The sequence below is a fragment of the Variovorax sp. GW821-FHT06D12 genome (genome assembly GCF_059419205.1).
On the sequence record NZ_JBWKRI010000008.1, the window covers coordinates 228,737 to 252,151 of the forward strand.

The window sequence follows — 23,415 nt, forward strand, 5'->3', positions numbered from 1 at the left end:
GCGTCATGAAGCGAAAGAACAGCACGCACACCCTGCTCGGACTGGCCGTGGCCTTCGGCTCGGTGGCCGGCATGGGCATCGCCTCGGCCCAGCCGATCACCTGGGACCCGGCCAAGGGCAACCTGGGCATCGGCGACAAGGCCGGCACCACCGGCGTCACGGGCAGCAACGACCTGGCTTTCGGCAAGGGCGCGGGCAACAACGTCAGCACCAACTGGAACCTGGCCATCGGCGAGGGCGCCGGCACCGGCGTGTCGGGCAAGAACGCCAACCAGGCCATCGGCTACTACGCGGGCACCAACGTGGTCGGCGGCTGGAACCAGTCGATGGGCCGCAGCGCGGGCCAGAACGTGACCGGCGACTACAACAACGCCGTCGGCTTCTGGGCAGGCACCGACGTGAAGGGCAACGGCAACGAGGCCTACGGCAGCAACGCCGGGCGCAACGTGACCGGCAACGCCAATCAGGCCTACGGCGGCGATGCGGGTCGCAACGTGACCGGCAGCAACAACCTGGCCACGGGGCAGGGCGCGGGCAGCGGCGTCACCGGCTCGGGCAACCAGGCCTCGGGCCAGATGGCCGGCGCGCAGGTGGCGGGCAGCAACAACGTGGCCATGGGCCAGGCCGCGGGCGGCGGCGTGCAGGGTAACCAGAACCTGGCGCTGGGCACGGCGGCCGGCCAGGGCGTGGTCGGCAGCCACAACATCGCGCAGGGCAGCGGCGCGGGCCAGAACGTGATGGGCAGCGGCAACATCGCCATCGGCGCCGACGCCGGTGTGTACGTGAACGCGAACCAGGCGATCTCGCTGGGCAGCGCGGCGCGCGCGAGTGCCGACAACGCCATTGCCCTGGGCAGCAACGCATCGGCTTCTCACGCCAACAGCGTGGCGCTCGGCGCGGGCAGCACGACCACGCGCGGCGCGCAGTCGAACTACGTGGCCGTGGGCATGAGCGGGCTGCAGTCGTCGGCTGGCGAGGTGGCGCTGGGCAACCGCCAGCTCACCGGCGTGGCGCCCGGCAGCGCACCCGACGACGGGACCAACGTAGGCCAGGTGCAGGGCATGGTGCAGCAAGGTGTGAGCACTGCCAACGCCTACACCGACAGCGTCGCCGCGCAGGGCCTGCCGCTGGGCAAGGCCTACACCGACTTCACTGCTGCGCGACTGCAAAGCCAGATGGACGAGAACGCGCGGCGTGCCTATGCCGGTATCGCAGGCGTTGCCGCCATGGAGGCTGCGCCGGTCGTGCCTGGGAAGATCAGCTACGCCGTGGGCTTGGGCAACTTCCGAAGCGAAAGCGCGATGGGGGGATCGATCCGTCGCACTTCGCAGGATGGGCGCTACAGCGTGACGTTGGGTGTCGGCGCGAGCAGCTCGGGCGTGGTGAGCCGGGTGGCGTTCACGGGGGTGTTCGACTGAGCTTGTGAATGCTCAGGGCGACGATCCCGCCGACGGGGTGCCTTGCTCCGCGAATGTCCTCCGGCCTGCGGCCTCCCCCTTAATTTCGCTGCGCAAGGCACCCCATCGACGTGATCGTCCTCAGTGCAGTCGTTGATCGGCCAGCGCACCACAGCCGCTTCCCGTGCACAGGACACTGGGTGCTTCCCGCAGCGAAATCAAGGAGGAGGGGCGCAGCCCCGGGGGACATTCGCGGAGGGAAGTACCCGGTGGCCTGTGCACGCGCCCTGAAGAAACTCACTCCCGCGTCAACACGAAGCGCTTGCGAATCCCGTCAGAAGCAGAAGGCGCAACCCACAGATCGATCTCACCCGGTTCAATCACGGGCTTCATGTCCCGCCCCAGAAACTGCAGCTCGTCATTGCCGACAGTGAACTCGACCACCTCCGACGCCCCCGGCGCAATCCGCACCTTGCGGAAATTCTTCAGCTCGCGCACCGGCCGCGTCACGCTCGCAGCGCGCTGCGCCAGGTACAGCTGCACCACTTCTTCCGCCTCGCGCGTCCCCGTGTTGGTGACGGTGGCGCGCACACGCAGCGTCTGGCCGATGGCGAGGCGGTCGTTGCTCAACTCGACCTGGTCGTAGCGCACCGGCGCATAGCCGATGCCGAAACCGAAGGGGTACAGCGCCTCGTTCGTCGCGTCCAGGTAGCGGGTCTTGAAGGCCGTGCCTGGTGCGCTTTCGGGCGAGGGGCGGCCGGTGCGCTTGTGGGCGTAGTAGTAGGGCACCTGGCCAGCAGTCTGTGGAAAGCTCACGGGCAGGCGGCCCGAGGGATTGGCGTCGCCGAACACCACGTCGGCGATCGCGTGGCCGGTCTGCACGCCGAGGAACCAGGTCACGAGGATGGCGCGTGCGTTGCGCACCGCACCCTTGAGCGCCATCGCGCGGCCGTTGCTCAGCAGCACGACCACCGGCTTGCCCGTGGCGGCCACGGCCTCGGCCAGGTCCTGCTGCGCCTGCGGCAGGCCGATGTCGCTGCGCGAGCGCGACTCGCCCGACATCTTCTGGCTCTCGCCGATGGCCAGCACCACCACGTCGGCCTCGCGCGCGGCGGCCACGGCGGCCTCGATGCCGCCGGGCAGCGGCGATTCGACGTTCGCACCGCGCGTGACGGTCAATCGCGAGGCCTCGGTGCCCAGCGCAGCATGCAGGCCTTCGTCGATGCCCACGGGCGCGGACTGGCCCGGGAAAAGGCTCCAGGAGCCCATCAAATCCTTGGTGCCTTCGGCGAAGGGGCCGATCAGCGCGATCTTCTGCGGGCCGGTCTTGGCCAGCGGCAGCAGCTGGCCTTCGTTCTTCAGCATCACGATCGAGCGGCGCGCGCTCTCGCGGGCCAGTGCGATGAACTCGGGGTTCTCCACGCGCTGTGCGGCCGGCGGACCGTCGAGGCCGCGCATCGGGTCGTCGAAGAGGCCGAGCTTGAGCTTGACCCGCAGCACGCGCCGCACGGCCTCGTCGAGCCGCGCCATCGGCACCTCGCCCGAAGTCACGAGGTCGGGCAGGTGGCGGATGTACAGGCCGCTTTGCATGCTCACGTCGGTGCCGGCCATGAAGGCCAGCTTGGCGGCCTCGCGGCCGTTGGCGGCGTGGCCGTGCTCGATGAGCTCCTCGTCGGCCGTGTAGTCGGACACCACGAAGCCCTTGAACTTCCACTCGTCGCGCAGCACGCCGGTGAGCAGCGCGGGGTTGGCGGTCGAAGGAACGCCGCCGATCTCGTTGAAGGCGCTCATGACCGACAGCGCGCCCGCATCGATCGCCGCGCGAAACGGCGGCAGGTAGACCTCGCGCAGCGTGCGCTCCGAGATCTCGCTCGTGTTGTAGTCGAGCCCGCCCTCGGCCGCGCCGTAGGCCGCGAAGTGCTTGGGCGTGGCCAGCATCGAGTCGGCGTTCGCGAGGTTGCTGCCCTGGAAGCCGCGCACACGCGCCGCCGCGAACTGGCGCGCCAGGTACGGGTCTTCGCCCACGCCTTCGAGGCCGCGGCCCCAGCGCGCATCGCGCGCGATGTCGACCATGGGGGCGAAGGTCCAGCGGAAGCCGTCGGCCGTGGCCTCGACCGCTGCCGCGCGCGCGGTGCGCTCGGCCAGCGCGGGCTCCCAGCTCGAGGCCTCGGCCAGCGGCATCGGGAAGATGGTGCGAAAGCCGTGGATCACGTCGGCGCCGAAGATCAGCGGAATGCCCAGCCGCGATTCGCGCACCGCCACCTGCTGCAGCCGCCGCTTGCCTTCGAGGCCGGCGTTGTTGAACAGGCCCGTGAGGCGCCCGTTGCGCACGTCCTCGGTCTCCTGCTGCCCGTTGCGCCAGCCGGCCTGCGGGTTGTTCGGGATGTTGATGTCCGCCGGGCCGTAGAGGCTGAGCTGGCCGGCTTTTTCCTGCGGCGTCATGCGCGCGATCAGCGATTCGATGCGGGCTTCGGCGGCGTCGGAGGGCTGGAGGCTTTTCGGAACGGACGCCGCGATGGCGGGGAGGGAGAGGGCGGACAGGACGAGGGCGAGAACGGCGGCTTTTCGAACATGCATGGCCGCCTATTCTGCAGACAACCCCCGCCCGCCCCGGCCAGCGGGTTTCCGCCCTGGGCGTAGGGCCTTGTCCGACCCCGGCCGCTTCAGGCCATGTCGGTCAGTCCGCACCCAGGCGCAACCGGCTGGGCAGTCGCTTCTCGATCGCGAACTTCAGCAGCGCCGCGCAGCGGAAGATGCCGTGCGCGAACTTGCCGTAGGGCAGCGTGAGAAAGAGCGCCATCACCACGCCCAGGTGAACCGCCAGCAGCAGCGCCATGAAGCGCGTGTCGCGCCACGCGAGCAGGGCCAGGCCCGTGAGGCTCGTGAGCAACAGCAGCGCGATGAAGCCGCGGTCCATCGGCCGCTGAGCGACGTCGCCGTGCGCCGCATGGCGCCGCAGGTTGAGCCACAGCAGGCCGACAGGGCCGATCACGAGGCCGATGCCGCCCGTGGTGCCCAGCAGCACCGGCAGGCTCGTGAGCGCATAGGGCGCATGCAGGTCGAACAGGTAGTGGTACAGCGTCGCCACGCAGGTGGAGGCGAAGCACAGCATGAAGCCGTAGAAGGTGAAGTGATGGAAGCGTCGGCGCCAGAGCGTGAAGCGGTCGTCTTCGTTGTTGCAGCCTTCGCCATGGCCGCCATCGAGATACTTCAGGCGCAGCGCGTCGTGCGCGGCTTCGGCGCTGGCTGCGCGGCGCACGCCCGGCAGGTCGGGCGCGTTGCCCGGGTCGTTCGCGGGGGAAACCTCGCGCCAGAAGCGGCGCGTGCCCATCGCCAGCGCGAACATCACGAACAGGAACACCGCGCCGAACACCAGCGCGAGGAAGTTGTGCGGAAAGATCGCGTAGAAGTTGCCCGCGAGCGGCGCGTGCACGAGCGAACCCGACATCGCCACGGCCAGCACGAGGAACAGCGCGAGCCCGCCCGCCAGTGCCAATGCGACGGTGAGCCCGGCCCGCTTGTAGAGCGCGCCCATCGCGGGCGGCCAGGCGTAGTCGTGGTAGGTCTGCAGGCGCACCTGCGCCATCGCCTGCGGCACGTTCACGGCGAATTCGTGCGGCGGTGCGTACTGGCAGGCATGCAGGCAGGCGCCGCAGTTGTGGCACAGGTTGGCGAGGTAGTGCGTGTCGGCCTTGCCGAACTCGAGCCGGCGCGTCATGGCGGGGAACACGGCGCAGAAGCCCTCGCAGTAGCGGCAGGCGTTGCAGATCTGCAGGATGCGCGCGACTTCGCCTTCGGAGGCGGTCAACGGCAGGGCGGGCTGGATCGGTATGACGCGCGACGGGTTGCTGCCGATGCCATCGGCATCCGCACGGGCGCGTGCGACGAGGTCAGTGAGCTGCTGCAAGGGCGGTCTCCGGGGATTTCTTTGAAACGTTCTTGGCGGCCTTCGCGGCCTGCGTCCCGGCGATGCGCCCGAAGGCCGTGCCGATGCTCATGCCCACGCCGGCCGTGTAGCCCTTGCCCAGCACGTTGCCGGCCATCATTTCGCCGGCCACGAAGAGGTTTGGGCTGGGCCGTCCGCCGAAGCGCACCGCGGCGGTCTCGTCCACCTTCAGGCCGAGGTACGTGAAGGTGATGCCGGGGCGCACGGGGTAGGCGTATAAGGGCGCCGTGTCGATCGGGCGCGCCCAGTGCGTCTTGGCGGGCGCGAGGCCTTCGGTGTGGCAGTCGTCCAGCGCCGTGTGATCGAAGCGGCCAACGCGGCAGGCGGCGTTGTAGTCCTGCACGGTGCGCACGAAGGTGGCTTCGTCCAGGCCGATCTTCTGCGCCAGTTCGCCGAGCGTGTTCGCCTGCGTGCCGGGGAACACGGGCGGCATGAAGCGCCCGACCGCCTGCTGGTCGATGACCGACCACGCGATCTGCCCCGGCTGCTGCGCCACGAGCCGGCCCCAGATCGCATAGCGCTTGGGCCAGAAGTCTTCGCCTTCGTCGTAGAAGCGCTGCGCGTCGCGGTTGACCACCACGCCGAGCGACACGCAGTCGATGCGCGTGCAGATGCCGCCGTCGTACAGCGGCGCGCGCGCGTCGATGGCGACCATGTGGCCCTGCGACGGATCGCCGATGCTGTCGGCGCCCGCGTCGATCATGTGCCTGAGCAGCACGCCCTGGTTGAAGCGCGTGCCGCGGATGAGGAAGTTGTCGGCCGGCCACTCGCCGCGTTCGTTTTGCCCCCAGGCTTCGCGCAGCCAGTCGCGGTTCGATTCGAAACCGCCCGAGGCGAGCACGCAGCTCTTCGCCGCGATGCGCTCGCCAGTCTCGGTGCGCACGGCCACGAAGCGGTCGCCGTCGAGTTCGACCGAAGCCACGGGCGTGTCGTAGCGGATCTGCACGCCGAGCGTTTCGGCGCTGCGGTAGTAGGCGTTGACGAGCGCCTTGCCGCCGCCCATGAAGAAGGCGTTGGTGCGCGCCACGTGCAGCGCGCCCGACAGCGGCGGCTGAAAGCGCACGCCGTGGCGGCGCATCCAGTCGCGGCAGTTCGACGAGGCGCGGATCACGAGGCGGGCGAGGTGCTCGTCGGTGAGGCCGCCGGTCACCTTCAGCAGGTCTTGCCAGTACTCCTCTTCAGGGTAGGCCTCGACCAGCACGTCCTGCGGCGCGTCGTGCATGCAGCGCAGGTTGCGGGTGTGCTGCGAATTGCCGCCGCGCCATGCTTTGGGCGAGGCCTCCAGCAGCAGCACCGATGCGCCGGCCTCGCGCGCCATCAGCGCGGCGCACAGCGCGGCATTGCCGCCACCGACAACCAGTACGTCTATCACTCGTGGGTCTCCTTGGAATGCAGGAGACTTTAGGGAGCATGGCCTTCACGCGAAAGGCCGAAAGAGGCAACAGGTGTTCAGCTTTCGAGAAGACTTGCACCGGTCCAGCGGCCTTCGCTCACCAGCGTGCGCGCCGTTTCGGCCACCACCACGCGCGCGGCCAGCGCGGCGGGCGAGAGCTCGTCGTCCGACAGGCTCACGAGCAGGTTGCGGCGCCCGACATGCGCATCGGCAATCTGCGTGAGCGCGAGGTCGTCGCGGTCGTGCCGCGCCGTGGCGGCACCGGGCTGGATGGTGGCGCCGTGGCCGGCACGCACCGCGTCCATCAGCAGCGCCAGGCCGTCGACCTCGGCCACGATGCGCGGCGCCACGCGCGCCCGCGCAAAGGCGGCCATCAACGTGGCGCGCAGGCCGTGGCTGCCGCTGGGCAGGATCAGCGGCACCTCGGCCAGCTGTGACAGGCGCACCTTCTTGCCGGTGGGGCGCGGCGTGAGTGCGGGCGACGCGATCACGAAGAGCTTTTCGGCCAGCAGCGGCGCCACGCTCCAGCGCCGTGGCGTGTCGGTCTGGAACAGCACGGCCAGATCAAGCTGGCGCGCATGCAGCATCGTCGTGAGGTGGCCCGACAGCGCCTCGACCATGTGCAGCCGCACCTCGGGGTAGCGCGCCTGCATCGCTTGCATGAGCGGCACGCCCAGCACGGTGGCGGTGGTGGGCGCCAGGCCCACGCTCACATGGCCTGAGAGCCGCGCCTGCTGCGCCGCGCGCACGGCGTCGTCGGCGTGGCGCAAGGTGAGTTGCGCCTGGTGCAGGAAGGCCAGGCCCGCGTCGGTGGGCATGACGCCGGTCGAATGGCGGCGCAGCAGCCGGGTCGAGAGTTCGCTTTCGAGCCGGCTGATCTGCTGGCTCAGCGCCGAGGTCACCACCCCCAGTTCCACCGCCGCGCGGCCCATGCTGCGCAGCTCGCAGACCTTGACGAAGTAGCGCAGTTGTCTCAGTTCCATCCGCGCATCATGGCGCAGGCACGGCGGCGGGCTGACCGCGCCGCAGCAACAGCCATCCGAACAGTGGGGCGGTGATGTACATCACGACCGAGTAGATGGCGGCCGGCAGCGCGAGCGGAAAGCTCCCGAGCACGCTCACCGCGATGAAGATGGCCAGCGTGGAGTTGTGGATGCCGATCTCGTAGCTGATGGCGGTGGCCAGCGGCTTGTCCAGGCCGGCCGCGCGGCTCAGGTAGTAGCCGGCCAGCAGGCTCACGAGGTTGAACAGCAGCACCGGCACGCCGATCTCGGCGAAGGTGGTGGTGATGTTCTTCCACTCGTTGGCAATGGCGAGCACCGTGACCACCGCGAGCACCACGGCGCTGAAGATCTTGGTCGGTTTTTCCATGCGTGCCGCGAAGCCGGGCTTTCGCGACGCGACCACCATGCCGATGGCCACCGGCACCAGCACGATGGCGATCACCTCGACCAGCTTGCGCGTCTGCAGCGGCACCACCTGGCCGCTCTGCGCGAAGTGGCCGATGGCCCAGTTGGCGATGAGCGGCAGCGTGACGATCGACAGCAGCGTGTTCACGGCCGTGAGCGAGATGTTCATTGCCACGTTGCCGCCGAACAGGTGCGAGAACAGGTTGGCCGAGATGCCGCCCGGCGAGGCCGCCAGCAGCATGAGCCCGATGGCGAACACCGGTGACAGGCCGAAGCCCACGATGATCGCGTAGCAGGCCAGCGGCAGGCCGATGACCTGCAGCACGAGCGCGAGGGTCACGGCCTTCGGGTGCTTGAACAGGCGCCGGAAGTCCTCGAGCGAGAGCGACAGCCCCAGCCCGAACATCACGAGCGCGAGCGCGCCGAACAGGAACCGGGTCACGATGAGCGTGGTGTCCATGCGGTGGTGTCTCCTCTTGGATTCTTCTGCTTAAAAAAATGGCTGCCGGCACCCGTCGCGCGGGCGCTGGCAGCCGTGGAAACCGGGATCGACGTCTGTCTTATTGTTTGTAGCTGTCGTCGATGCGGTCGAGTTTGCGGATCAGCGAAGGCCAGACGAACATGCCGCCCAGGCCGCCGCTTTGCACCTTCATGGCCTGGCCCACGCCGTCGATGATCTTCGGGTCCACGTGCGTGAGTTCACCGCCGCCGGCCTGCGCGGCGATCTGGATCTGGCAGGTGTTCTCGAAGGTGTACATCGAAAGGAAGGCGTCGGCAATGGTCTTGCCGCAGGTCAGCAGGCCGTGGTTGCGCAGCATGAGGAAGTTGGCGTGGCCCATGTCGGCCTGCAGGCGCGGCTTCTCGTCGTCGCGGAAGGCCACGCCTTCGTAGTCGTGGTAGGCCAGCGAGGCCAGGACGAAGGTCGACTGCTGGCTGATGGGCAGCACGCCGTTCTTCTGCGCGCTCACGGCGATGCCGGCCCGGGTGTGGGTGTGCAGCACGCATTGGATGTCCTCGCGCGCGGCATGCACGGCGCTGTGGATCACGAAGCCGGCCGGGTTCACGGGGTAGGGCGAGTCGATGATCTTGTTGCACTGCTGGTCGACCTTGACCAGGCTCGACGCCGTGATCTCGTCGAACATCAGGCCGTAGGGGTTGATCAGGAAGTGGTGCTCGGGGCCGGGCACGCGCGCGCTGATGTGCGTGAAGACGAGGTCGCTCCAGCCGTACAGCGCCACCAGGCGGTAGCAGGCGGCGAGGTCGACGCGCAGCTGCCATTCTTCGGCGGAGACGAGCTTCTGGATTTCGGAGGCGGAGGTGGCGTTCATGGGGGTGTCCTTTGTCTTGATCAAGCGGTGGTCGGCTCTTGCAGCACGGTCTTGTAGACGCTCTGCTTGGGCTGCGCCATCAGGCGGCGCAGCATGGGCTCGAACTCGCTGATGGGCAGGGTCTCGGCCTTGGGGTCGAAGGCCGGGTTGTCGTAGAGCGCACAGAACTCGGCCGTGCGCTCGTAGTGCGGGTGGTCCTTGAAGGTGTCGCGCATGTCGCGGTCCAGCCCGATGTGGTGGAAGAAGTAATGGCCCTGGAAGATGCCGTGGTTCTGCACCATCCAGTGGTTGGCCTCGCTCACGAAGGGCTTGAGGATGGCAGCGGCGATGTCGGGGTGGTTGAAGCTGCCCAGCGTGTCGCCGATATCGTGCAGCAGCGCGCACACCACGTACTCCTCGTCGCGGCCGTCGCGCAGCGCGCGCGTGGCGGTCTGCAGCGAGTGCGTGTAGCGGTCGACCGGAAAGCCGCCGTAGTCGCCTTCGAGGATCTGCAGGTGCTTGATCACGCGCGCGGGCAGGCCGCCCGCGAACTGCATGAACTCGCCGCCGATCAGTTGCCAGTCTTCGCGCGTGCTGTCCTGCATGCGCTTGAAACTTGCCCGTGCGTTCATCGTGTGGGGTCTCCGTTCTGGGGGATGGCGGCCACTGTAGACCTGCGCTTGACCTTCAACTGTCAAGAATTTGACAATGCGAGGTTCTGGTAAACCCGCCTCAGGCGCCTTTTTTCCCTCTATGGCCACCTCGACCAAGCCGCGCCTGTCGGCCGCGCACCGCGCCGCGCTCGACGGCAACCCCTGGTTCACCAGCATGCCGCGCGCACAGCGCGACGCGCTGCTGGGCGCGGCCGAGCTGCTGCACGTGCGGCGCGGCACCATGGTGTTCCGCCAGGGCGACCCGATCCATGCGGCGGGCGGCGGTTTCTACGGGCTGGTGGCGGGCACGATCAAGATCTCGTCGCTGCGCCAGGACGGGCGCGAGGCCATCCTGGCGGTGCTGGAGCCGGGCAACTGGTTCGGCGAGATCACGCTCATCGACGGCTCGCCGCGCACGCACGACGCTACCGCGCTCGAAGCGCTCGACCTGCTGGTGGTGCCGCCCGAGGCCTTCGTGCGGCAGATGCGCGACGTGGTGTTTTCCAACGCCATCGCCGCCATGCTGGCCGCGCGCGTGCGCATGCTCTACGGCCTGGCCGAAGACGCGACCTTGCGCAGCCTGCGCGCGCGCGTGGCGCACCGGCTGCTGGTGCTGGCGCGCGGCGATGCCACGCAGTCGGTGCACCTGCGGCACGAACTCATGCTGTCGCAGGAGGCGCTGGCCATGATGCTCGGCGTGACACGCCAGACGCTGTCCAAGGAGCTCAATGCGCTGGCCACCGAAGGCGTGGTGTCGCTGGGCTACGGGCGCATCGAACTGCTGTCGCTCGAGGCACTGCAGGGGTTGGTGCGCACGGGCTGAGGGTCTTGTCACAGCGCGGGCAGGGCGCAGGCGTATAAGACTTTCCCGGCCCGTCATTCCGGCGGCCCGGTGTCTTATTTCTTCACTGGAAGGTGGCGAATCATGAGCAACAACAAACCGACGGTCGTCCTGGTCCATGGTTTCTGGGGTGGTGCGGCGCACTGGCACAACGTCATCGTGGAGCTGCTGCGCAAGGGCCACACGGCCATCCGCGCGGTCGAGCTGCCGCTGACCTCGCTGGCCGACGACGCCGAGCGCACGCGCAAGATGGTGGCGCAGGTGCAGGGGCCGGTCTTGCTGGTCGGCCACTCGTACGGCGGCGCGGTGATCACGCAGGCCGGCGACCTGCCCAACGTGGTCGGGCTGGTCTACATCGCCGCCTTCGCGCCCGACGCGGGCGAAAGCCCCGGCGGCATCACGCAGGAGCATCCGCCCGTGGCCGTGCCCAACCTGGCGCCCGACAGCGATGGCTACCTGTGGGTGATACCCGAGAAATACCACGAGAGCTTCTGCCAGGACCTGAGCGCCGAAGAAGGCCTGGTGATGGGCCTCACGCAGAAGGCGCCGCTGGCCAGCACCTTCGGCGACACCATCACGGCGCCGGCCTGGAAGAAGAAGCCGTCGTGGTACCAGATCTCGAGCGAGGACCGCATGATCTCGCCGGTGAACCAGGAGCGCATGTCGGCGCGCCTGGGCGCGAAGAAGGTCATCACGCTGGCGGCCAGCCACGCCTCGCTGGCCTCGCAGCCGCAGGCCGTGGCGGCGCTCATCGACGAAGCCGCGAGCGCTGCCTGAGGCCGGCTACGCGCAGCGCTCGGTGCGCTGCGCAGCCGTCGGGCGGGCCCGCCAGCCGAGGATCGCCACGGCGCAGGCCGCTGCGATGACGATCGCCACGGCCACGCCCATCACCGAGAAGAAGGCCTGGTCGAAGGCCGTGTGCGCGAGCGCCACGAGCTGCGAGGCGACGGGCGCGGGCAGCGTCTCGGCGGCCAGCAGCGCGGCGTCGATGCTGTCGCCGGCCGAGGCCGGCACGGCCAGGCCGTCGGGAATCACCAGCGCGGCGGTGTAGCTCGCCGAGAGCACGCTGCCCAGCAGCGCGATGCCCAGCACGCCGCCGAGTTCGTACGACACCTCCTCGATCGACGCCGCCATGCCGGCGTGCTCGACGGGCGCGTTGTTCATGACCGCGTTGGACGCCGCCGTGATGGTCGCGCCCACGCCCAGCCCCAGCAGCACCAGGATGGCCGGCTTGAGCAGGCCCGCGGCATCGACCGCCAGTGCCAGCGCGCACAGCGCCAGCGCCGTGGTCACGAGGCCGCCCAGGATGACGGGGCGCGAGCCGATGCGTGCCAGCAGCAGGCCCGCGAGCGGCCCCGCCACGAACGCGGCCAGCGGCAGCGGCAGCAGAGTGAGGCCGGCTTGCAACGGCGTGAGGCCGACCACCAGCTGGAGCCGCTGGCTGAACACCAGCTCGACACCGATCAGCGCCACCGAGGCCACGATGGCCGCGATCACGCCGCCCGAGAAGTACGCGTTGCGGAACAGGCGAAAGTCGATCAGCGGCGCGCTGCTGCGCCGCTGGCGCCGCACGAACAGGGCCATGGCCACCACGGCGAGTGCGCCGGTGATGGCGGCTGTCGTGACCGAGGGCGCGAACTTGGTGAGTTCCTTGATGGTCAGCACGAGAAAGACCAGCCCCGCCAGCACCTGCACCGAGCCGATGAAGTCCCACGGGCGCGTGCCGGTGTTCTTCTGCGTCGGCAGCAGCCACAGGGCCAGCACCAGCGCGAGCACCACCACGGGCACGTTGATGAGGAACACCGAACCCCACCAGAAGTATTCGAGCAGCACGCCGCCCACGACCGGCCCGAGTGCTGCGCCGCCCGAGGCCACCGAGGCCCACACGCCGATGGCCACCGCGCGCTCGCGCTCGTCGGTGAACACCAGCCGCAGGATCGCCAGCGTGGCCGGCATCATCATCGACGCGCCCACGCCCAGGAGGGCCCGCGCGGCGATGAGGACGGCCGGGTTCGGCGCGTAGGCCGCGCACAGCGAGGCCACGCCGAATACGGAAAGACCCGCGACGAACATGCGCCGGTAGCCCACGCGGTCGCCCAGCGCGCCCATGCCCAGCAGGAAGCCGGAGACGACCACGGTGTAGGCGTTGAGGATCCAGAGCTTCTCGGTGGCCGACGCGGCCAGGTCGTGCGTGAGCGTGGGCAGCGCCGTGTAGAGCACGGTCATGTCGACCACGATCAGCAGCAGCGCCATCGAGACGATGCCGAGCGTGATCCATTTCTTTGCGGTGGGGTTCAGGCCGTTCATGGCGTGGCCCTCCGGTCGTGCGACTGCGCGGTGGTGCCGTCCAGTTCCTTGAGCATCGTCACCGAGACGGTCTCGCAGCCGCGTCCGTGGAAGAAGTCGTGCGCGCGGGCGTTGCCGATGCCGCTTTCGAGAAAGAGGCGCTGGATGCCGTGGCGCTGCAGCTCGGCGCAGACCCAGTCGAAGAGCCGACCGCCCAGGCCCAGGCCCTGGAAGCGCGCGTCGACGACGAGGTCGTCGAGCGTCGCGAAGCTGCGCGCGGCGCGGCGGGTGTCGTCGATGGACACCAGCGCGAAGCCGGCCAGTGCGCCGTCGGCTCGTGCGACGGCCACGCGGGCGTGGGCCGTGGCCGGGTCCAGCGCCAGGGTCTCGCGCACTTGCGCCATGAAGACGGCGGGCAGGTCGGCGCGCCATTCGCCCAGGGCCACGGCGCGCTGCTCCTGCAGTTCCGAGTGGGAGATGTAGGCAGGGGAAAGTTGCTGCAGGAACAGGGCGGTCAACGCCTGTGCCTGGGAAGGATCGCTGCACCAGCTCAGTTCGAACGCCGGTGTCGTCTTGTTGTTTGCATTCGTCATGGCGCCATGTTGCGCCATTAAAATGAATGAATAAAGATGAAATTCATCTGATAAATAGATGAGTAGGTGGCCGAAATGGAATGGACCGTCGACCAATTGCGCCAGTTCGTGACGACCGCCGAGTGCGGCTCGTTCTCGGCCGCGGCGCGCCACCTGGGCAAGGCCCAGTCGGCCGTGAGCACCGCCATCGGGCTGCTCGAGGTCGACCTCGGCGTGGCGCTGTTCGACCGCTCGCGGCGCAACGCGCAGCTGTCGGACGCGGGCCGGGTGCTGCTGCTGGAGGCGCGCGAGTTGCTGCGGCAGGCCGAGCAGCTCGATCAGCGCGCCCGCTCGCTGCACGCAGGCGACGAGGCCGCGCTGTCGCTGGCGCTGGACGAAGCCCTGCCGTACACCGCCATCGGCACGCTGATGCGCGAGCTGTCGGTGAAGTTTCCGAGCCTCGAGCTCACGCTGCTGAACGGCACCGCGACCGAGGTGGCCGACTACGTCGAGCAGGAGCGCGCCAGCGTGGCCTTCCACTTCGACCGCGGCCCGGTGCGCGCGAGCTTCGACCAGCGCCACATCGGCAGCGTGCGCCAGGGCGTGTTCGTGGCCAGCGACCATCCGCTGGCCGACGGCCGCACGGTGCGGCGCCAGGACCTGGCGCGGCAACGCCAGCTGCTGATGCACGCGGACGACGTGCACGAGGTGGCCTACAGCCCGCGCGTGTGGCGCTCCGACAGCTTCTACAGCACGGCCGAGATGGTGGCCGACAACCTGGGCTGGGCCGTGCTGCCCATCAACATCGCGCGCTACGAGGGCTTCAGCAAGGCGCTGAAGGAAGTGCCATGCCCGTCGCTGGCCTTGCCTCGCTTGTCGGTGCGCATGCTGTGGCTGCAGGGGCGGCCGCTCGGCGCGACGGCGCTGTATGTGCAGCAGCGCTTCACCGAGCTGCTGGGGGACGGCGCCGTGTGAGGCGCGTCAGCGGAGCACGCGACCGTCGGCGGAGATGCTGATGAGGTCGATGCTGCGCACGTTGTCGCGCAGGCCGGGGCGCAGGTTGATGCGGAAGCCGCCCACGTCGTAGTCGGTCATCGCCGTCATCGTGCGCAGCAGGGTGGCGGTGTTGAAGCCGCGGCCCGCGCGGCGCACCGCCTCGCCCGCGGCCTTGGCGGCGATGAAGCCCTCGAGCCCTTCGTACGACGCGGTCTGGTCGGAGTTGTCGACGGCCGCGAGGTACTCCTTGACGATCGGAATGGCCGAGGGGCGCGGCGAGGGCACGACCTGCGAGATCACGATGCCGCCGATGTCCTTGCCCAGCTCGGCGTAGAGCGGGTCGATGCCCACGATCGAGAAGGCCATGAAGTTGCCCGTGTAGCCGCTCTTGCGCAGCTTGCGGATGGCACTGGCCGTGGTGCCCGAGAGCGACACCAGCACGATGGCCTGGGGCGTCTGCTGCTGCACGGTCTTCAGCGCGGCGTCGAGCTTGTCGGCGCCGGCGGGCACCAGCGCGCTGGCGACCAGCGGCGGCAGCTTGAGTTCGGTGACGGCCTGCTGCACGGCGGCCAGGCCGGCGCGGCCCATGGCGTCGTCGTCGCCCACCAGCGCGATGCGCTTTTGCCCCACGGTGGCGCACTGGCGCACGATCTTGAGGGCCTCGTCGATCATGCCGGGGCGCACATGGAACACGTTCGGGTGCTCGGGGCCGCGCAGCGTGTCGGAGGCGGCGAAGGGCGCGAACAGCAGGCTGCCCTGCTGCGTGGCGACCTTGGCGCCGGCCTCGCTGCTGGCGGTGCCGACAAAGCCGAACAGCATGTCGGCCTTGTTCGCGCCCAGCAGCGTGCGGGCGTTGGTGGTGGCGCGCGCGGCGTCGTAGCCGTCGTCCAGTTGCAGCAGCTTCAGCTGCAGGCCGGTGGCGGCGTTGCGCGTGTTGAAGTCGCTCACGGCGAGCCGGCTGCCGGCCGCGAAGGCGTTGCCGATCTCGTTGGCGCTGCCGGTGAGCGGCACCGACTGGCCGAGCAGGACGACGCGGGCCCCGGCGGCGGCCGGGCGTGGCGTCTGTGCCAGCAAGGGACGGGTGATGCAGAGGCCGCTTCCCAGAAGCAGCATTGCGGAGGCTTTTCCCAGCCATGTCCTGCGAGACGCGTTCATTGGCTACCTTTTGCTAACAATAGTAAAAAAGTGTAGCAATTTCGAGGCCAGGGCGGAAGGCGCGGGTGCTCCAGAATTGCCCTGATGAAAACAACTGTGTCCTGGGTTCTGGGAGGGATGTGCGCGGCGCTCGCCGGTTGCGTCGTATCGCCCCCATCGAAGGTGGTGGAAAAGGCGCTGCCCGCGCCGGAGGTCTTTGTGCCCGTGGCTGCGCCGCAGCCGCCGCAACCGAGGATCGAGCCGCCGCCCCTGCCGCCGCCATCGACGATCGAGCCGCCACCGCTGCCACTGGCGGGGCCGCCGATGGCATTGCCGTCGGGGCCGACCCTCATGGCGGCGCCGCGCGCCGATCCGCGGGCCGCGGCGGACGCGGTCGTGACGGAGCCGGTGATCCGCCAGCGCCGTTATCCCAGCTACCCGTCCGCGCTGGTGGAAGAGGGCATCGAGGGCCTGGTGGTAACGGCCTTCTTCGTCGGCGTGGATGGCAAGCCCGAAGACATCCGCGTCGAACGCTCGCCGCACCCGCTGCTGTCGCAGGCGGCGACCGATTCGCTCAAGGGATGGCGCTTCGACCCGGCGCGCACGGCGGACGGGCGTGCGGTGCGCGCCCGCATGCGGCTGCCGTTCCGCTTCAAGCTCGTCGAGTGAGCGGGGGAAGGTGACGCGCGCTCAGGCGCGTTTTTCGAACACCAGGTCCCACACGCCGTGGCCCAGCTTGAGGCCGCGGTTCTCGAACTTCGTGAGCGGGCGGTACGCCGGCTTGGGCGCGTAGCCGGTGTCCGGCGCGGTGTTGCGCAGCAGCGGCTCGGCGCCCAGCACTTCGAGCATCTGCTCGGCGTAAGGCTGCCAGTCGGTGGCGCAATGGATGTAGCCGCCGGGGCGCAGGTGCTGCGCCAGCTTGGTCACGAACTCGGGCTGGATCAGACGGCGCTTGTTGTGGCGCTTCTTGTGCCACGGGTCGGGAAAGAACACGTGCACGCCGGCCAGCGTGCCGGGCTGCAGCATGTGGTCGATCACGTCGACCGCGTCGTGCGCGCAGATGCGGATGTTCGAGATCGACTGCTCGCCGATGCGCTTGAGCAGCGCGCCCACGCCGGGCTCGTGCACCTCGCAGCACAGGAAGTTGGTCTCGGGCAGCACCGTGGCGATGTGGGCCGTGGCCTCGCCCATGCCGAAGCCGATCTCCAGCACCGTCGGGCCCGCGCGGCCGCCGAAGGCCGCCGTGAGGTCGAGCCGCTCGGGCGTGTAGGGCACGAGGAACAGCGGGCCCAGCTCGGCGAAGGCGCGGGCCTGGCCGTCGGTGGTGCGGCCGGCGCGCTTCACGAAGCTCTTGAGGCGGCGGTGCAGCGGGTGCGGCTTGCCGTCGGTGGCGTCGTCTTCGGGGGATGCGGGCAGGTCGTCGCCGGGCGGGAGGTCGTTGGACACGGTGTCGGGAATGTTCATGAGGGCCGCGAATTGTAGAGATCGCGCCATTCGGGCACCCAGCCGGCCAGGGCGGCGGTGCAGTGGCCGGCGGCGGTGGGGCGCAGCCCGAGCGCGCGCGCGGCGGCATCGAGCGCGGCCAGCGCGGCCTGCGGCGTGGCGGTGTCGATGGCCGTGGCGCCGTTCTGCTTGGAGAGCTTGTCGCCGTCGGCGCCGCGCACCAGCGGCGTGTGCAGGTAGCTCGGTGTGGGCAGGCCGAGCGCCTGCTGCAGCAGGATCTGGCGCGCCGTGTTGTCGGCCAGGTCTTCGCCGCGCACCACGTCGGTCACGCCCTGTTCGGCGTCGTCGACCACCACGGCCAGTTGGTAGGCCCAGGGGCCGTCGGCGCGGCGCAGCACGAAGTCGCCGACCTCGCGCTGCACGTCCTGCCGCTGCGGGCCGAGGCGGCGGTCGTGCCAGTGCAGGTCGCCGGCCGGCATGCGGTGCGCGGCAAAGCGCCAGGCGCGTGCGGGTTTGCCGTGCAGGCCGTCGCGGCAGGTGCCGGGGTAGACGCGCTCGCCGTGGCGTTCGTGCGCATGGCCGAGCCGGGCCAGGGCCAGGTCGATGTCCTTGCGCGAGCAGCCGCAGGGGTAGGTGAGGCCGCGCGCCTGCAGCGCGGCCAGCGCCGCCTCGTAGTGCGCGGTGCGCTGCGTCTGCCACTCGGGCGGTTCGTCGGGAAGCAGGGCGCAATCGGCGAGTTGCCGCAGGATGTGCTCGCCCATGCCGGGCAGGCAGCGCTCGGTGTCGGCGTCCTCGATGCGGACCAGCCAGCGCGCACTGTCGCCGCGCGCGCGCACGTCGAGCCAGCTCGCGAGCGCGGCCACCAGCGAGCCGGCGTGCAGCGGGCCGGTGGGCGAGGGGGCGAAGCGGCCGGTGGCCCGCATCCTTTCTTGGAGGACTTAGAGAACGGCCAGGGCCAGCGACAGGCCCGACACGAAACCGTCTTCCACGCGGTGGCCGATGCACCAGTCACCCGCGATGCCGATGCGCGCCTTGGCGTCCCACAGGTGGGTCTGGCCCACGGGCACCTGCGTCTGCGCCTCGGGCCAGCAGCGCGCCTTGGCGTGGCTGGGCGTGGCGTGGATGCCGGTGATCTCCGAGAAGGCGCGCAGCAGCTTGGCTTCGATGCGCGCGGGCGTGTCGCGCAGGTGTTCTTCCGACCACTTGGCGCTGGCCTGCAGGGTCCAGCGCTCGACGCGCTCGCGGCCGGGCTTGGACGATTCGCGCGCCAGCCACGCCACGCGGTGGTGGGTGCTGCGCGCCACGTTCCATTGCGGGCCGAGGTGCGACATGTTGGCCTGGTTGGCCTGGGGGAAGGCGATCATCAGCGTCCAGCAGGGCGCGATGCGCACGGGTTCGATCTTGCGGCTCAGCGTGGCCGAGCGGTCGCCGCCGGCGAGCAGCTCGCGGGTGCGTGCGGGCGGCACGGCCAGCAGCACGGCGTCGAAGCCGGAGTAAACGTGCTGCGAATCGTCGGCGCCGGCGGTGCGCAGCTGCCAGCGGGTGGCGTCGAGCGCGTCGGGCTCGATGCGGGTGACCTGCGTGCCGGTGACGAGGTGTTCGTCCAGCGGCGCGGCCCAGTGGGCCACGAGTGCGTCCATGCCGGGCTGGGCGACCCAGTGCGGCTCCAGCGAAGGCAGCGCCGCTTCGGCCACGCGGCCGTGGGCGTCGAGCACGCGCACGAGGTTGGCGCTCCAGGGGCGGCACAGCGCGGGCGTGGTGGCCAGCACCTGTGCAAAGCGCGGATCGCGCACGGTGAAGTACTGCGCGCCGCTGTCGAAGCGGCCGAAGGCGGTGTCGATGCTCGCCATCCGCCCGCCCGGCGTGGCCTCGCGTTCGAACACCGTGACACGGTGCCCGGCCTGCATCAGCGTGCGGGCACAGGCCACGCCGGCAATGCCGGCGCCGATCACGGCGAAATGGCGGGCGGCGGCGGGAGTTCGGTGGCGGTCGGCGGTGGCGCGGGCTTTGGCTTTGGGCATGGCGGACTCTTTTCTTTTGACAGGGTGATGACTGAGGAGGCCGTGCACACTCTACCTCGGTCTGCGCGCGTCGCCGGGCTGGGGGCGACCCTTATGACGCCGTCATCGAGTGGCCTTCAACGGCCGCGGTGCCGTTCGAGCAGCGCCTTGCGCGTGCCCTCGTGCTCGAACTGCGCGAGCCACCATTCGAGCGCGCGCCCCGGCTTGCCCGCGCTGCGCACGCGCCACGCGCAGTGCATGGTGCCCAGCGGCGGCTGGCGTTCGGTCTGCAGCTCGACGAGGTGGCCGGCCTCGATGTAGGGCCGCGCCATCGGCTCGGGCAAGAAGCCGCCGCCCAGGCCGTGCAGCTGCGCGGCGATCTTGGCCTGCATGCTGGGCACGGTGAGCACGTCCTGCCCGCCGACGAGGTTCACCGTCATGCTCGGCCCGCTGCGCACCGAGTCGGCCGCGGCCACCGCGCGGTGCTGGCGCAGCACCGCGTCGCTCAGCGGCTGCGGCAGGCGCGCGAGCGGATGGTGCGGCGCCACCGCGAACACGAAGCGCAGTTCGCCGATCGGCCGGCTGCGGATGCCGGTGGCGGTGAAGGCCAGGCTCGCGGCATCGAGCACCGCGCCGATCGCCAGGTCGGCCTCGCCGCTGGTCAGCGCCTCGATGGTGCCGAGCAGCGTTTCGTCGCGCAGCTTCAGGCGCGTGGGCGGCTCGAGCGCGAAGAAGGCGGTGCACAGGTCGAGCAGCGGGTCGCGTGCGATCACGCTGTCGACCGCGATGGTCAGCATCGGCTCCCAGCCGGTGGCCACGCGCTTCACGCGGTTGGCCACGGCGTCGATCTCGCCGAGCAGGCGCGCGGCCTCGCGCAGCAGTTCGGCGCCGGCCTCGGTGATGCGGGCCTGGCGCGCGCTGCGGTCGAACAGCAGCACGTCGAGCGCGTCCTCGATCTGGCGCACGCGGTAGCTCAGCGCGCTGGGCACCAGGCCGAGCGCGCGCGCGGCGGCGGCGAAGCTGCCGGTGGTGGCCACCGTCTGCAGCATGGCCAGCGCGTCGGGGGTGAGGACGTCTCGGGCGCTCGTCATGGGGCGGGCTCCATCATTCAAATAATTTGAATGATGCCATCAAAACCGGGCATCTTTCAGAGGGGGATGGAGGTCCAGAATTCTTCTCATCCGCTGCGCATCCGGCGCGGCCCACGACGAAAGCCCCGGCGCCCGAACCGGGTGGGGCAGCAAGGAGTTCGATATGTTGCAAGTGCGTAAATCCCAGGAACGCGGTTATGCCGACCATGGCTGGCTGCGCTCGTTCCACAGCTTTTCCTTCGCGGGGTACTACGATCCGGCCTACATGGGCTTCGGCAACCTGCGGGTGATCAACGAAGACCGCGTGGCGGCGGGCGCCGGCTTCGGCACCCACGGCCACCGGGACATGGAGATCATCAGCTACGTGCTCTCGGGCGAACTCGCGCACAAGGACAGCATGGGCAACATCGAATCCATTCCGCCGGGCGACGTGCAGCGCATGAGCGCCGGCCGTGGCGTGATGCACAGCGAGTTCAACCACAAGGCCGACCAGACCACGCACTTCCTGCAGATCTGGATCGAGCCCAAGGAACGCGGCATCACCCCCGGCTACGAGCAGAAGCAGTTCAGCGACGCCGAAAAGCGCGGCACCCTGCGCCTGGTGGCCTCGCCCGACGGCCGCGACGGCTCGGTGACGGTGAACGCCGACGCGCGCCTGTTCGCCGGCCTGTTCGACGGCAGCGAAACCGCCAGCCTGGCGCTCGACCCGCAACGCAAGAGCTACGTGCACCTGGTGCGCGGCGAGCTCGAAGTCAACGGCCAGAAGCTCGTGGGCGGCGACGCCGCGATGCTCGAAGGCGAATCGCAACTCACGCTCGGCGCCGGCACCGATGCCGAAGTGCTGGTGTTCGACCTGACGGCCTGAGACGGCGTCTTTTTTCTTTTCTTTGTTCCTTTCGCTTCAACAACCAACGAGGAGTTTCACCATGGCCATTACCACCACAACCACCGCCCCCAACGCCGCCCAGGACACGCTGGCGCTCATCGGCCGCGTGCTGATCGCTGCGCTGTTCGTGCCCGCAGGCTTCGGCAAGCTCATGGGCTTCGCCGGCACCGTGGGGTACATCTCCTCGGTGGGCGCACCGCTGCCGCAGGTCGCGGCGGTCATCGCGATCGTCGTGGAGCTGGGGCTCGGCCTGCTGCTGCTGGTCGGCTTCAAGACGCGCGTGTCGGCGATCGTGCTGGCGATCTTCACCGTGGCCGCGGCCGTGATGTTCCACAACTACTGGGCCATGCCCGCCGACAAGGCCTTCGTGAACCAGCTGATGTTCTTCAAGAACATTGCCATCGCAGGCGGTCTGCTGGCCTTCGCGGCCTTCGGTGCTGGCCGTTTCAGCATCGATAAAAAGTAAGCTCGCTCCCCTCAGGCCGCGCACACCTCGTGGGCGCGGCCTGACGACTTCATCGCTTCCTTGAGGAAATCCGTTTCATGGCAAACATCGTCGTTGTCTTCCATTCCGGCTACGGCCATACCCAGCGCGTGGCCCAGGCCGTGGCCGACGGGGCGGGCGCGCAGCTGCTCGCCATCGACGCCGACGGCAACCTGCCGGCCGATGGCTGGGAGACGCTGGCCGCAGCCGACGCGATCATCTTCGGCTCGCCGACCTACATGGGCGGCGTCAGCTGGCAGTTCAAGAAATTCGCCGATGCGTCGTCCAAGGTCTGGTACACGCAAGGCTGGAAAGACAAGCTCTTCGCCGGCTTCACCAACAGCGCCACGATGAACGGCGACAAGGTCACGACCATGACCTACCTGTGGACGCTGGCCATGCAGCACAGCGGCATCTGGGTCAGCATGGGCATCCTGCCGACCAACAACAAGGCGGCCACGCGCGACGCCATGAACTACGTCGGCGGCTACGGCGGCCTGCTCACGCAGTCGCCCTCGGACGCGAGCCCGGCCGAGATGCCCAAGGGCGACCTGGAAACCGCGCGAGCCTTCGGCGAGCGCGTGGGTGCAGTGGCAAGATCACGCGCATAACGCCCCACCGAACCTCGCCCACAAGGACACCACGATGACCGACACCATCCCCGAAATCCAATTGCTGCGGCCCCACGACAAGGACCTGGGCGGTGGCTTCAACGTGCGGCGTGTGCTGCCGGCGGCGCAGCGCCGCTCGGTCGGGCCCTTCGTGTTCTTCGACCACTTCGGTCCGGCCACCGAGCAGCCCGGCAACGCGCACGACGTGCGCCCGCATCCGCACATCGGCCTGTCGACGGTCACCTACCTGTTCGAGGGCGCGATGATGCACCGCGACAGCCTCGGCAGCGTGCAGGAGATCCAGCCCGGCGCCATCAACTGGATGACCGCGGGGCGCGGCATCGTGCACTCCGAGCGCAAGCCCGAGCGCCTGCTGGCTGACACTTTCGTGAACCACGGCCTGCAGCTGTGGGCCGCGCTGCCGCAGGCCCATGAAGAGGTCGAACCCAGCTTCGAGCACACGCCGGCCGACGCCATTCCCGAACTGACGGTGCAAGGTGTGCCCGTGCGCGTGCTGGTGGGCGAGGCCTTCGGCGTGCGCTCGCCGGTGAAGACGCTGGCGCAGACGGTCTACCTGGACATCGCGCTGCCGGCCGGCGGCCGTTTCGAGCTGCCCGCGCTGGCGCCCGAACTGGCGGTCTACATGGTCGACGGCGATGCGAGCGTGAACGGCGAGCCCGCCCCCGCTCACACGATGGCGGTGCTGCCCGACGGGCAGGGCGCGGTGTTCACTGCCGACACGGCCGTGCGCCTGATGGTGATCGGCGGCGAGCCACTCGACGGCCCGCGTTACATCACCTGGAATTTCGTCTCGAGCCGGCGCGAGCGCATCCTCGAAGCCGGCGCCGACTGGGCCGCGCAGCGCATGGGCCACGTGCCCGGCGAGACCGAGTTCATTCCGCTGCCGGGTAAGCCCTTCGGTGTGCGCGAGCCCGACACGGGCACGACGCCGGTCTGAGCCTTCTG

The 23,415-nt window shown here is 69.6% G+C and carries 23 protein-coding genes; 9 read left to right on the forward strand and 14 right to left on the reverse strand.

Annotated features, from left to right (window positions below; genetic code table 11):
* Window positions 1–5 precede the first annotated feature (5 nt).
* On the forward strand, window positions 6–1,418 hold the full coding sequence (locus AC07SQ_RS24160; RefSeq protein WP_495271514.1) for a YadA family autotransporter adhesin: 1,413 nt from the start codon (window positions 6–8) through the stop codon (window positions 1,416–1,418).
* Window positions 1,419–1,694: 276 nt separating this feature from the next.
* On the opposite strand, the gene AC07SQ_RS24165 is transcribed toward AC07SQ_RS24160, so the two are convergent.
* From AC07SQ_RS24165 to AC07SQ_RS24195, 7 genes are all read right to left on the reverse strand, one after another.
* Window positions 1,695–3,974, reverse strand: coding sequence for a glycoside hydrolase family 3 N-terminal domain-containing protein (locus AC07SQ_RS24165; RefSeq protein ID WP_495271513.1), 2,280 nt, complete (start codon window positions 3,972–3,974; stop codon window positions 1,695–1,697).
* Window positions 3,975–4,074: 100 nt separating this feature from the next.
* Window positions 4,075–5,304: a tricarballylate utilization 4Fe-4S protein TcuB gene (gene tcuB / locus AC07SQ_RS24170; protein ID WP_495271512.1), complete on the reverse strand. Its 1,230-nt coding sequence runs from the start codon at window positions 5,302–5,304 to the stop codon at window positions 4,075–4,077.
* Window positions 5,288–6,715, reverse strand: a complete 1,428-nt coding sequence (gene tcuA, locus AC07SQ_RS24175; protein ID WP_495271511.1) for an FAD-dependent tricarballylate dehydrogenase TcuA — start codon at window positions 6,713–6,715, stop codon at window positions 5,288–5,290. Before tcuA ends, tcuB begins: the two co-directional genes overlap by 17 nt.
* Before the next feature lie 77 nt (window positions 6,716–6,792).
* Entirely contained in the window at window positions 6,793–7,719 is a 927-nt protein-coding gene (locus AC07SQ_RS24180; RefSeq protein ID WP_495271510.1) for a LysR family transcriptional regulator, read from the reverse strand.
* A 7-nt stretch (window positions 7,720–7,726) separates the two neighbouring features.
* On the reverse strand, window positions 7,727–8,605 hold the full coding sequence (locus AC07SQ_RS24185) for a bile acid:sodium symporter family protein (protein ID WP_495271509.1): 879 nt from the start codon (window positions 8,603–8,605) through the stop codon (window positions 7,727–7,729).
* 100 nt (window positions 8,606–8,705) lie between these two features.
* Window positions 8,706–9,473: a class II aldolase/adducin family protein gene (locus AC07SQ_RS24190; RefSeq protein ID WP_495271508.1), complete on the reverse strand. Its 768-nt coding sequence runs from the start codon at window positions 9,471–9,473 to the stop codon at window positions 8,706–8,708.
* A 20-nt stretch (window positions 9,474–9,493) separates the two neighbouring features.
* Entirely contained in the window at window positions 9,494–10,084 is a 591-nt protein-coding gene (locus tag AC07SQ_RS24195) for an HD domain-containing protein (RefSeq protein ID WP_390344396.1), read from the reverse strand.
* A 121-nt stretch (window positions 10,085–10,205) separates the two neighbouring features.
* On the opposite strand from AC07SQ_RS24195, the gene AC07SQ_RS24200 reads away from it, so the two are divergent.
* Together AC07SQ_RS24200 and AC07SQ_RS24205 are read left to right on the forward strand one after the other, a co-directional pair.
* Window positions 10,206–10,928 carry a Crp/Fnr family transcriptional regulator gene (locus tag AC07SQ_RS24200; RefSeq protein ID WP_062478356.1) on the forward strand — a complete coding sequence of 241 codons (723 nt, stop codon included), beginning with the start codon at window positions 10,206–10,208 and terminating at the stop codon, window positions 10,926–10,928.
* Window positions 10,929–11,030: 102 nt separating this feature from the next.
* Window positions 11,031–11,723 (forward strand): alpha/beta hydrolase, encoded by a 693-nt coding sequence (locus AC07SQ_RS24205; protein ID WP_062478359.1) that lies wholly within the window; start codon window positions 11,031–11,033, stop codon window positions 11,721–11,723.
* Between the two features lie 6 nt (window positions 11,724–11,729).
* Here AC07SQ_RS24205 and AC07SQ_RS24210 read toward each other — a convergent pair whose 3' ends face one another.
* Both AC07SQ_RS24210 and AC07SQ_RS24215 read right to left on the reverse strand, forming a co-directional pair.
* Window positions 11,730–13,253 (reverse strand): MFS transporter, encoded by a 1,524-nt coding sequence (locus tag AC07SQ_RS24210; RefSeq protein WP_495271507.1) that lies wholly within the window; start codon window positions 13,251–13,253, stop codon window positions 11,730–11,732.
* Window positions 13,250–13,825 (reverse strand): GNAT family N-acetyltransferase, encoded by a 576-nt coding sequence (locus tag AC07SQ_RS24215; RefSeq protein WP_495271506.1) that lies wholly within the window; start codon window positions 13,823–13,825, stop codon window positions 13,250–13,252. The genes AC07SQ_RS24210 and AC07SQ_RS24215 overlap by 4 nt, the downstream gene beginning before the upstream one ends.
* Window positions 13,826–13,900: 75 nt before the next feature.
* Between AC07SQ_RS24215 and AC07SQ_RS24220 the strand changes: the two genes are divergently transcribed.
* Window positions 13,901–14,779, forward strand: coding sequence for a LysR family transcriptional regulator (locus AC07SQ_RS24220; RefSeq protein ID WP_495271505.1), 879 nt, complete (start codon window positions 13,901–13,903; stop codon window positions 14,777–14,779).
* Window positions 14,780–14,785: 6 nt separating this feature from the next.
* On the opposite strand, the gene AC07SQ_RS24225 is transcribed toward AC07SQ_RS24220, so the two are convergent.
* Window positions 14,786–15,955 carry an ABC transporter substrate-binding protein gene (locus AC07SQ_RS24225; RefSeq protein ID WP_495271504.1) on the reverse strand — a complete coding sequence of 390 codons (1,170 nt, stop codon included), beginning with the start codon at window positions 15,953–15,955 and terminating at the stop codon, window positions 14,786–14,788.
* An 84-nt stretch (window positions 15,956–16,039) separates the two neighbouring features.
* Between AC07SQ_RS24225 and AC07SQ_RS24230 the strand changes: the two genes are divergently transcribed.
* Window positions 16,040–16,603 (forward strand): energy transducer TonB, encoded by a 564-nt coding sequence (locus AC07SQ_RS24230; protein WP_495271503.1) that lies wholly within the window; start codon window positions 16,040–16,042, stop codon window positions 16,601–16,603.
* 21 nt (window positions 16,604–16,624) lie between these two features.
* Here AC07SQ_RS24230 and trmB read toward each other — a convergent pair whose 3' ends face one another.
* The 4 genes from trmB to AC07SQ_RS24250 form a co-directional block, all read right to left on the reverse strand.
* The gene (gene trmB, locus AC07SQ_RS24235; protein WP_495271502.1) at window positions 16,625–17,398 is read right to left on the reverse strand and encodes a tRNA (guanosine(46)-N7)-methyltransferase TrmB; all 774 of its coding nucleotides are present in this window, start codon (window positions 17,396–17,398) and stop codon (window positions 16,625–16,627) included.
* Window positions 17,395–18,300, reverse strand: coding sequence for a tRNA glutamyl-Q(34) synthetase GluQRS (gluQRS, locus tag AC07SQ_RS24240; protein ID WP_495271501.1), 906 nt, complete (start codon window positions 18,298–18,300; stop codon window positions 17,395–17,397). The genes trmB and gluQRS overlap by 4 nt, the downstream gene beginning before the upstream one ends.
* Before the next feature lie 15 nt (window positions 18,301–18,315).
* On the reverse strand, window positions 18,316–19,398 hold the full coding sequence (locus AC07SQ_RS24245; RefSeq protein ID WP_495271500.1) for an NAD(P)/FAD-dependent oxidoreductase: 1,083 nt from the start codon (window positions 19,396–19,398) through the stop codon (window positions 18,316–18,318).
* A gap of 116 nt (window positions 19,399–19,514) precedes the next feature.
* Window positions 19,515–20,468 carry a LysR family transcriptional regulator gene (locus AC07SQ_RS24250; protein WP_095947849.1) on the reverse strand — a complete coding sequence of 318 codons (954 nt, stop codon included), beginning with the start codon at window positions 20,466–20,468 and terminating at the stop codon, window positions 19,515–19,517.
* A gap of 163 nt (window positions 20,469–20,631) precedes the next feature.
* Between AC07SQ_RS24250 and AC07SQ_RS24255 the strand changes: the two genes are divergently transcribed.
* The 4 genes from AC07SQ_RS24255 (at window position 20,632) to AC07SQ_RS24270 (ending at window position 23,407) form a co-directional block, all read left to right on the forward strand.
* Window positions 20,632–21,333 carry a pirin family protein gene (locus tag AC07SQ_RS24255; RefSeq protein ID WP_495271499.1) on the forward strand — a complete coding sequence of 234 codons (702 nt, stop codon included), beginning with the start codon at window positions 20,632–20,634 and terminating at the stop codon, window positions 21,331–21,333.
* 61 nt (window positions 21,334–21,394) lie between these two features.
* Window positions 21,395–21,820: a DoxX family protein gene (locus tag AC07SQ_RS24260; RefSeq protein WP_495271498.1), complete on the forward strand. Its 426-nt coding sequence runs from the start codon at window positions 21,395–21,397 to the stop codon at window positions 21,818–21,820.
* A 77-nt stretch (window positions 21,821–21,897) separates the two neighbouring features.
* A complete protein-coding gene (locus AC07SQ_RS24265; RefSeq protein ID WP_095947847.1) occupies window positions 21,898–22,449 on the forward strand; it encodes a flavodoxin family protein in 552 nt (183 codons plus the stop codon).
* Between the two features lie 34 nt (window positions 22,450–22,483).
* Window positions 22,484–23,407 carry a pirin family protein gene (locus AC07SQ_RS24270; RefSeq protein WP_495271497.1) on the forward strand — a complete coding sequence of 308 codons (924 nt, stop codon included), beginning with the start codon at window positions 22,484–22,486 and terminating at the stop codon, window positions 23,405–23,407.
* Window positions 23,408–23,415 lie beyond the last annotated feature (8 nt).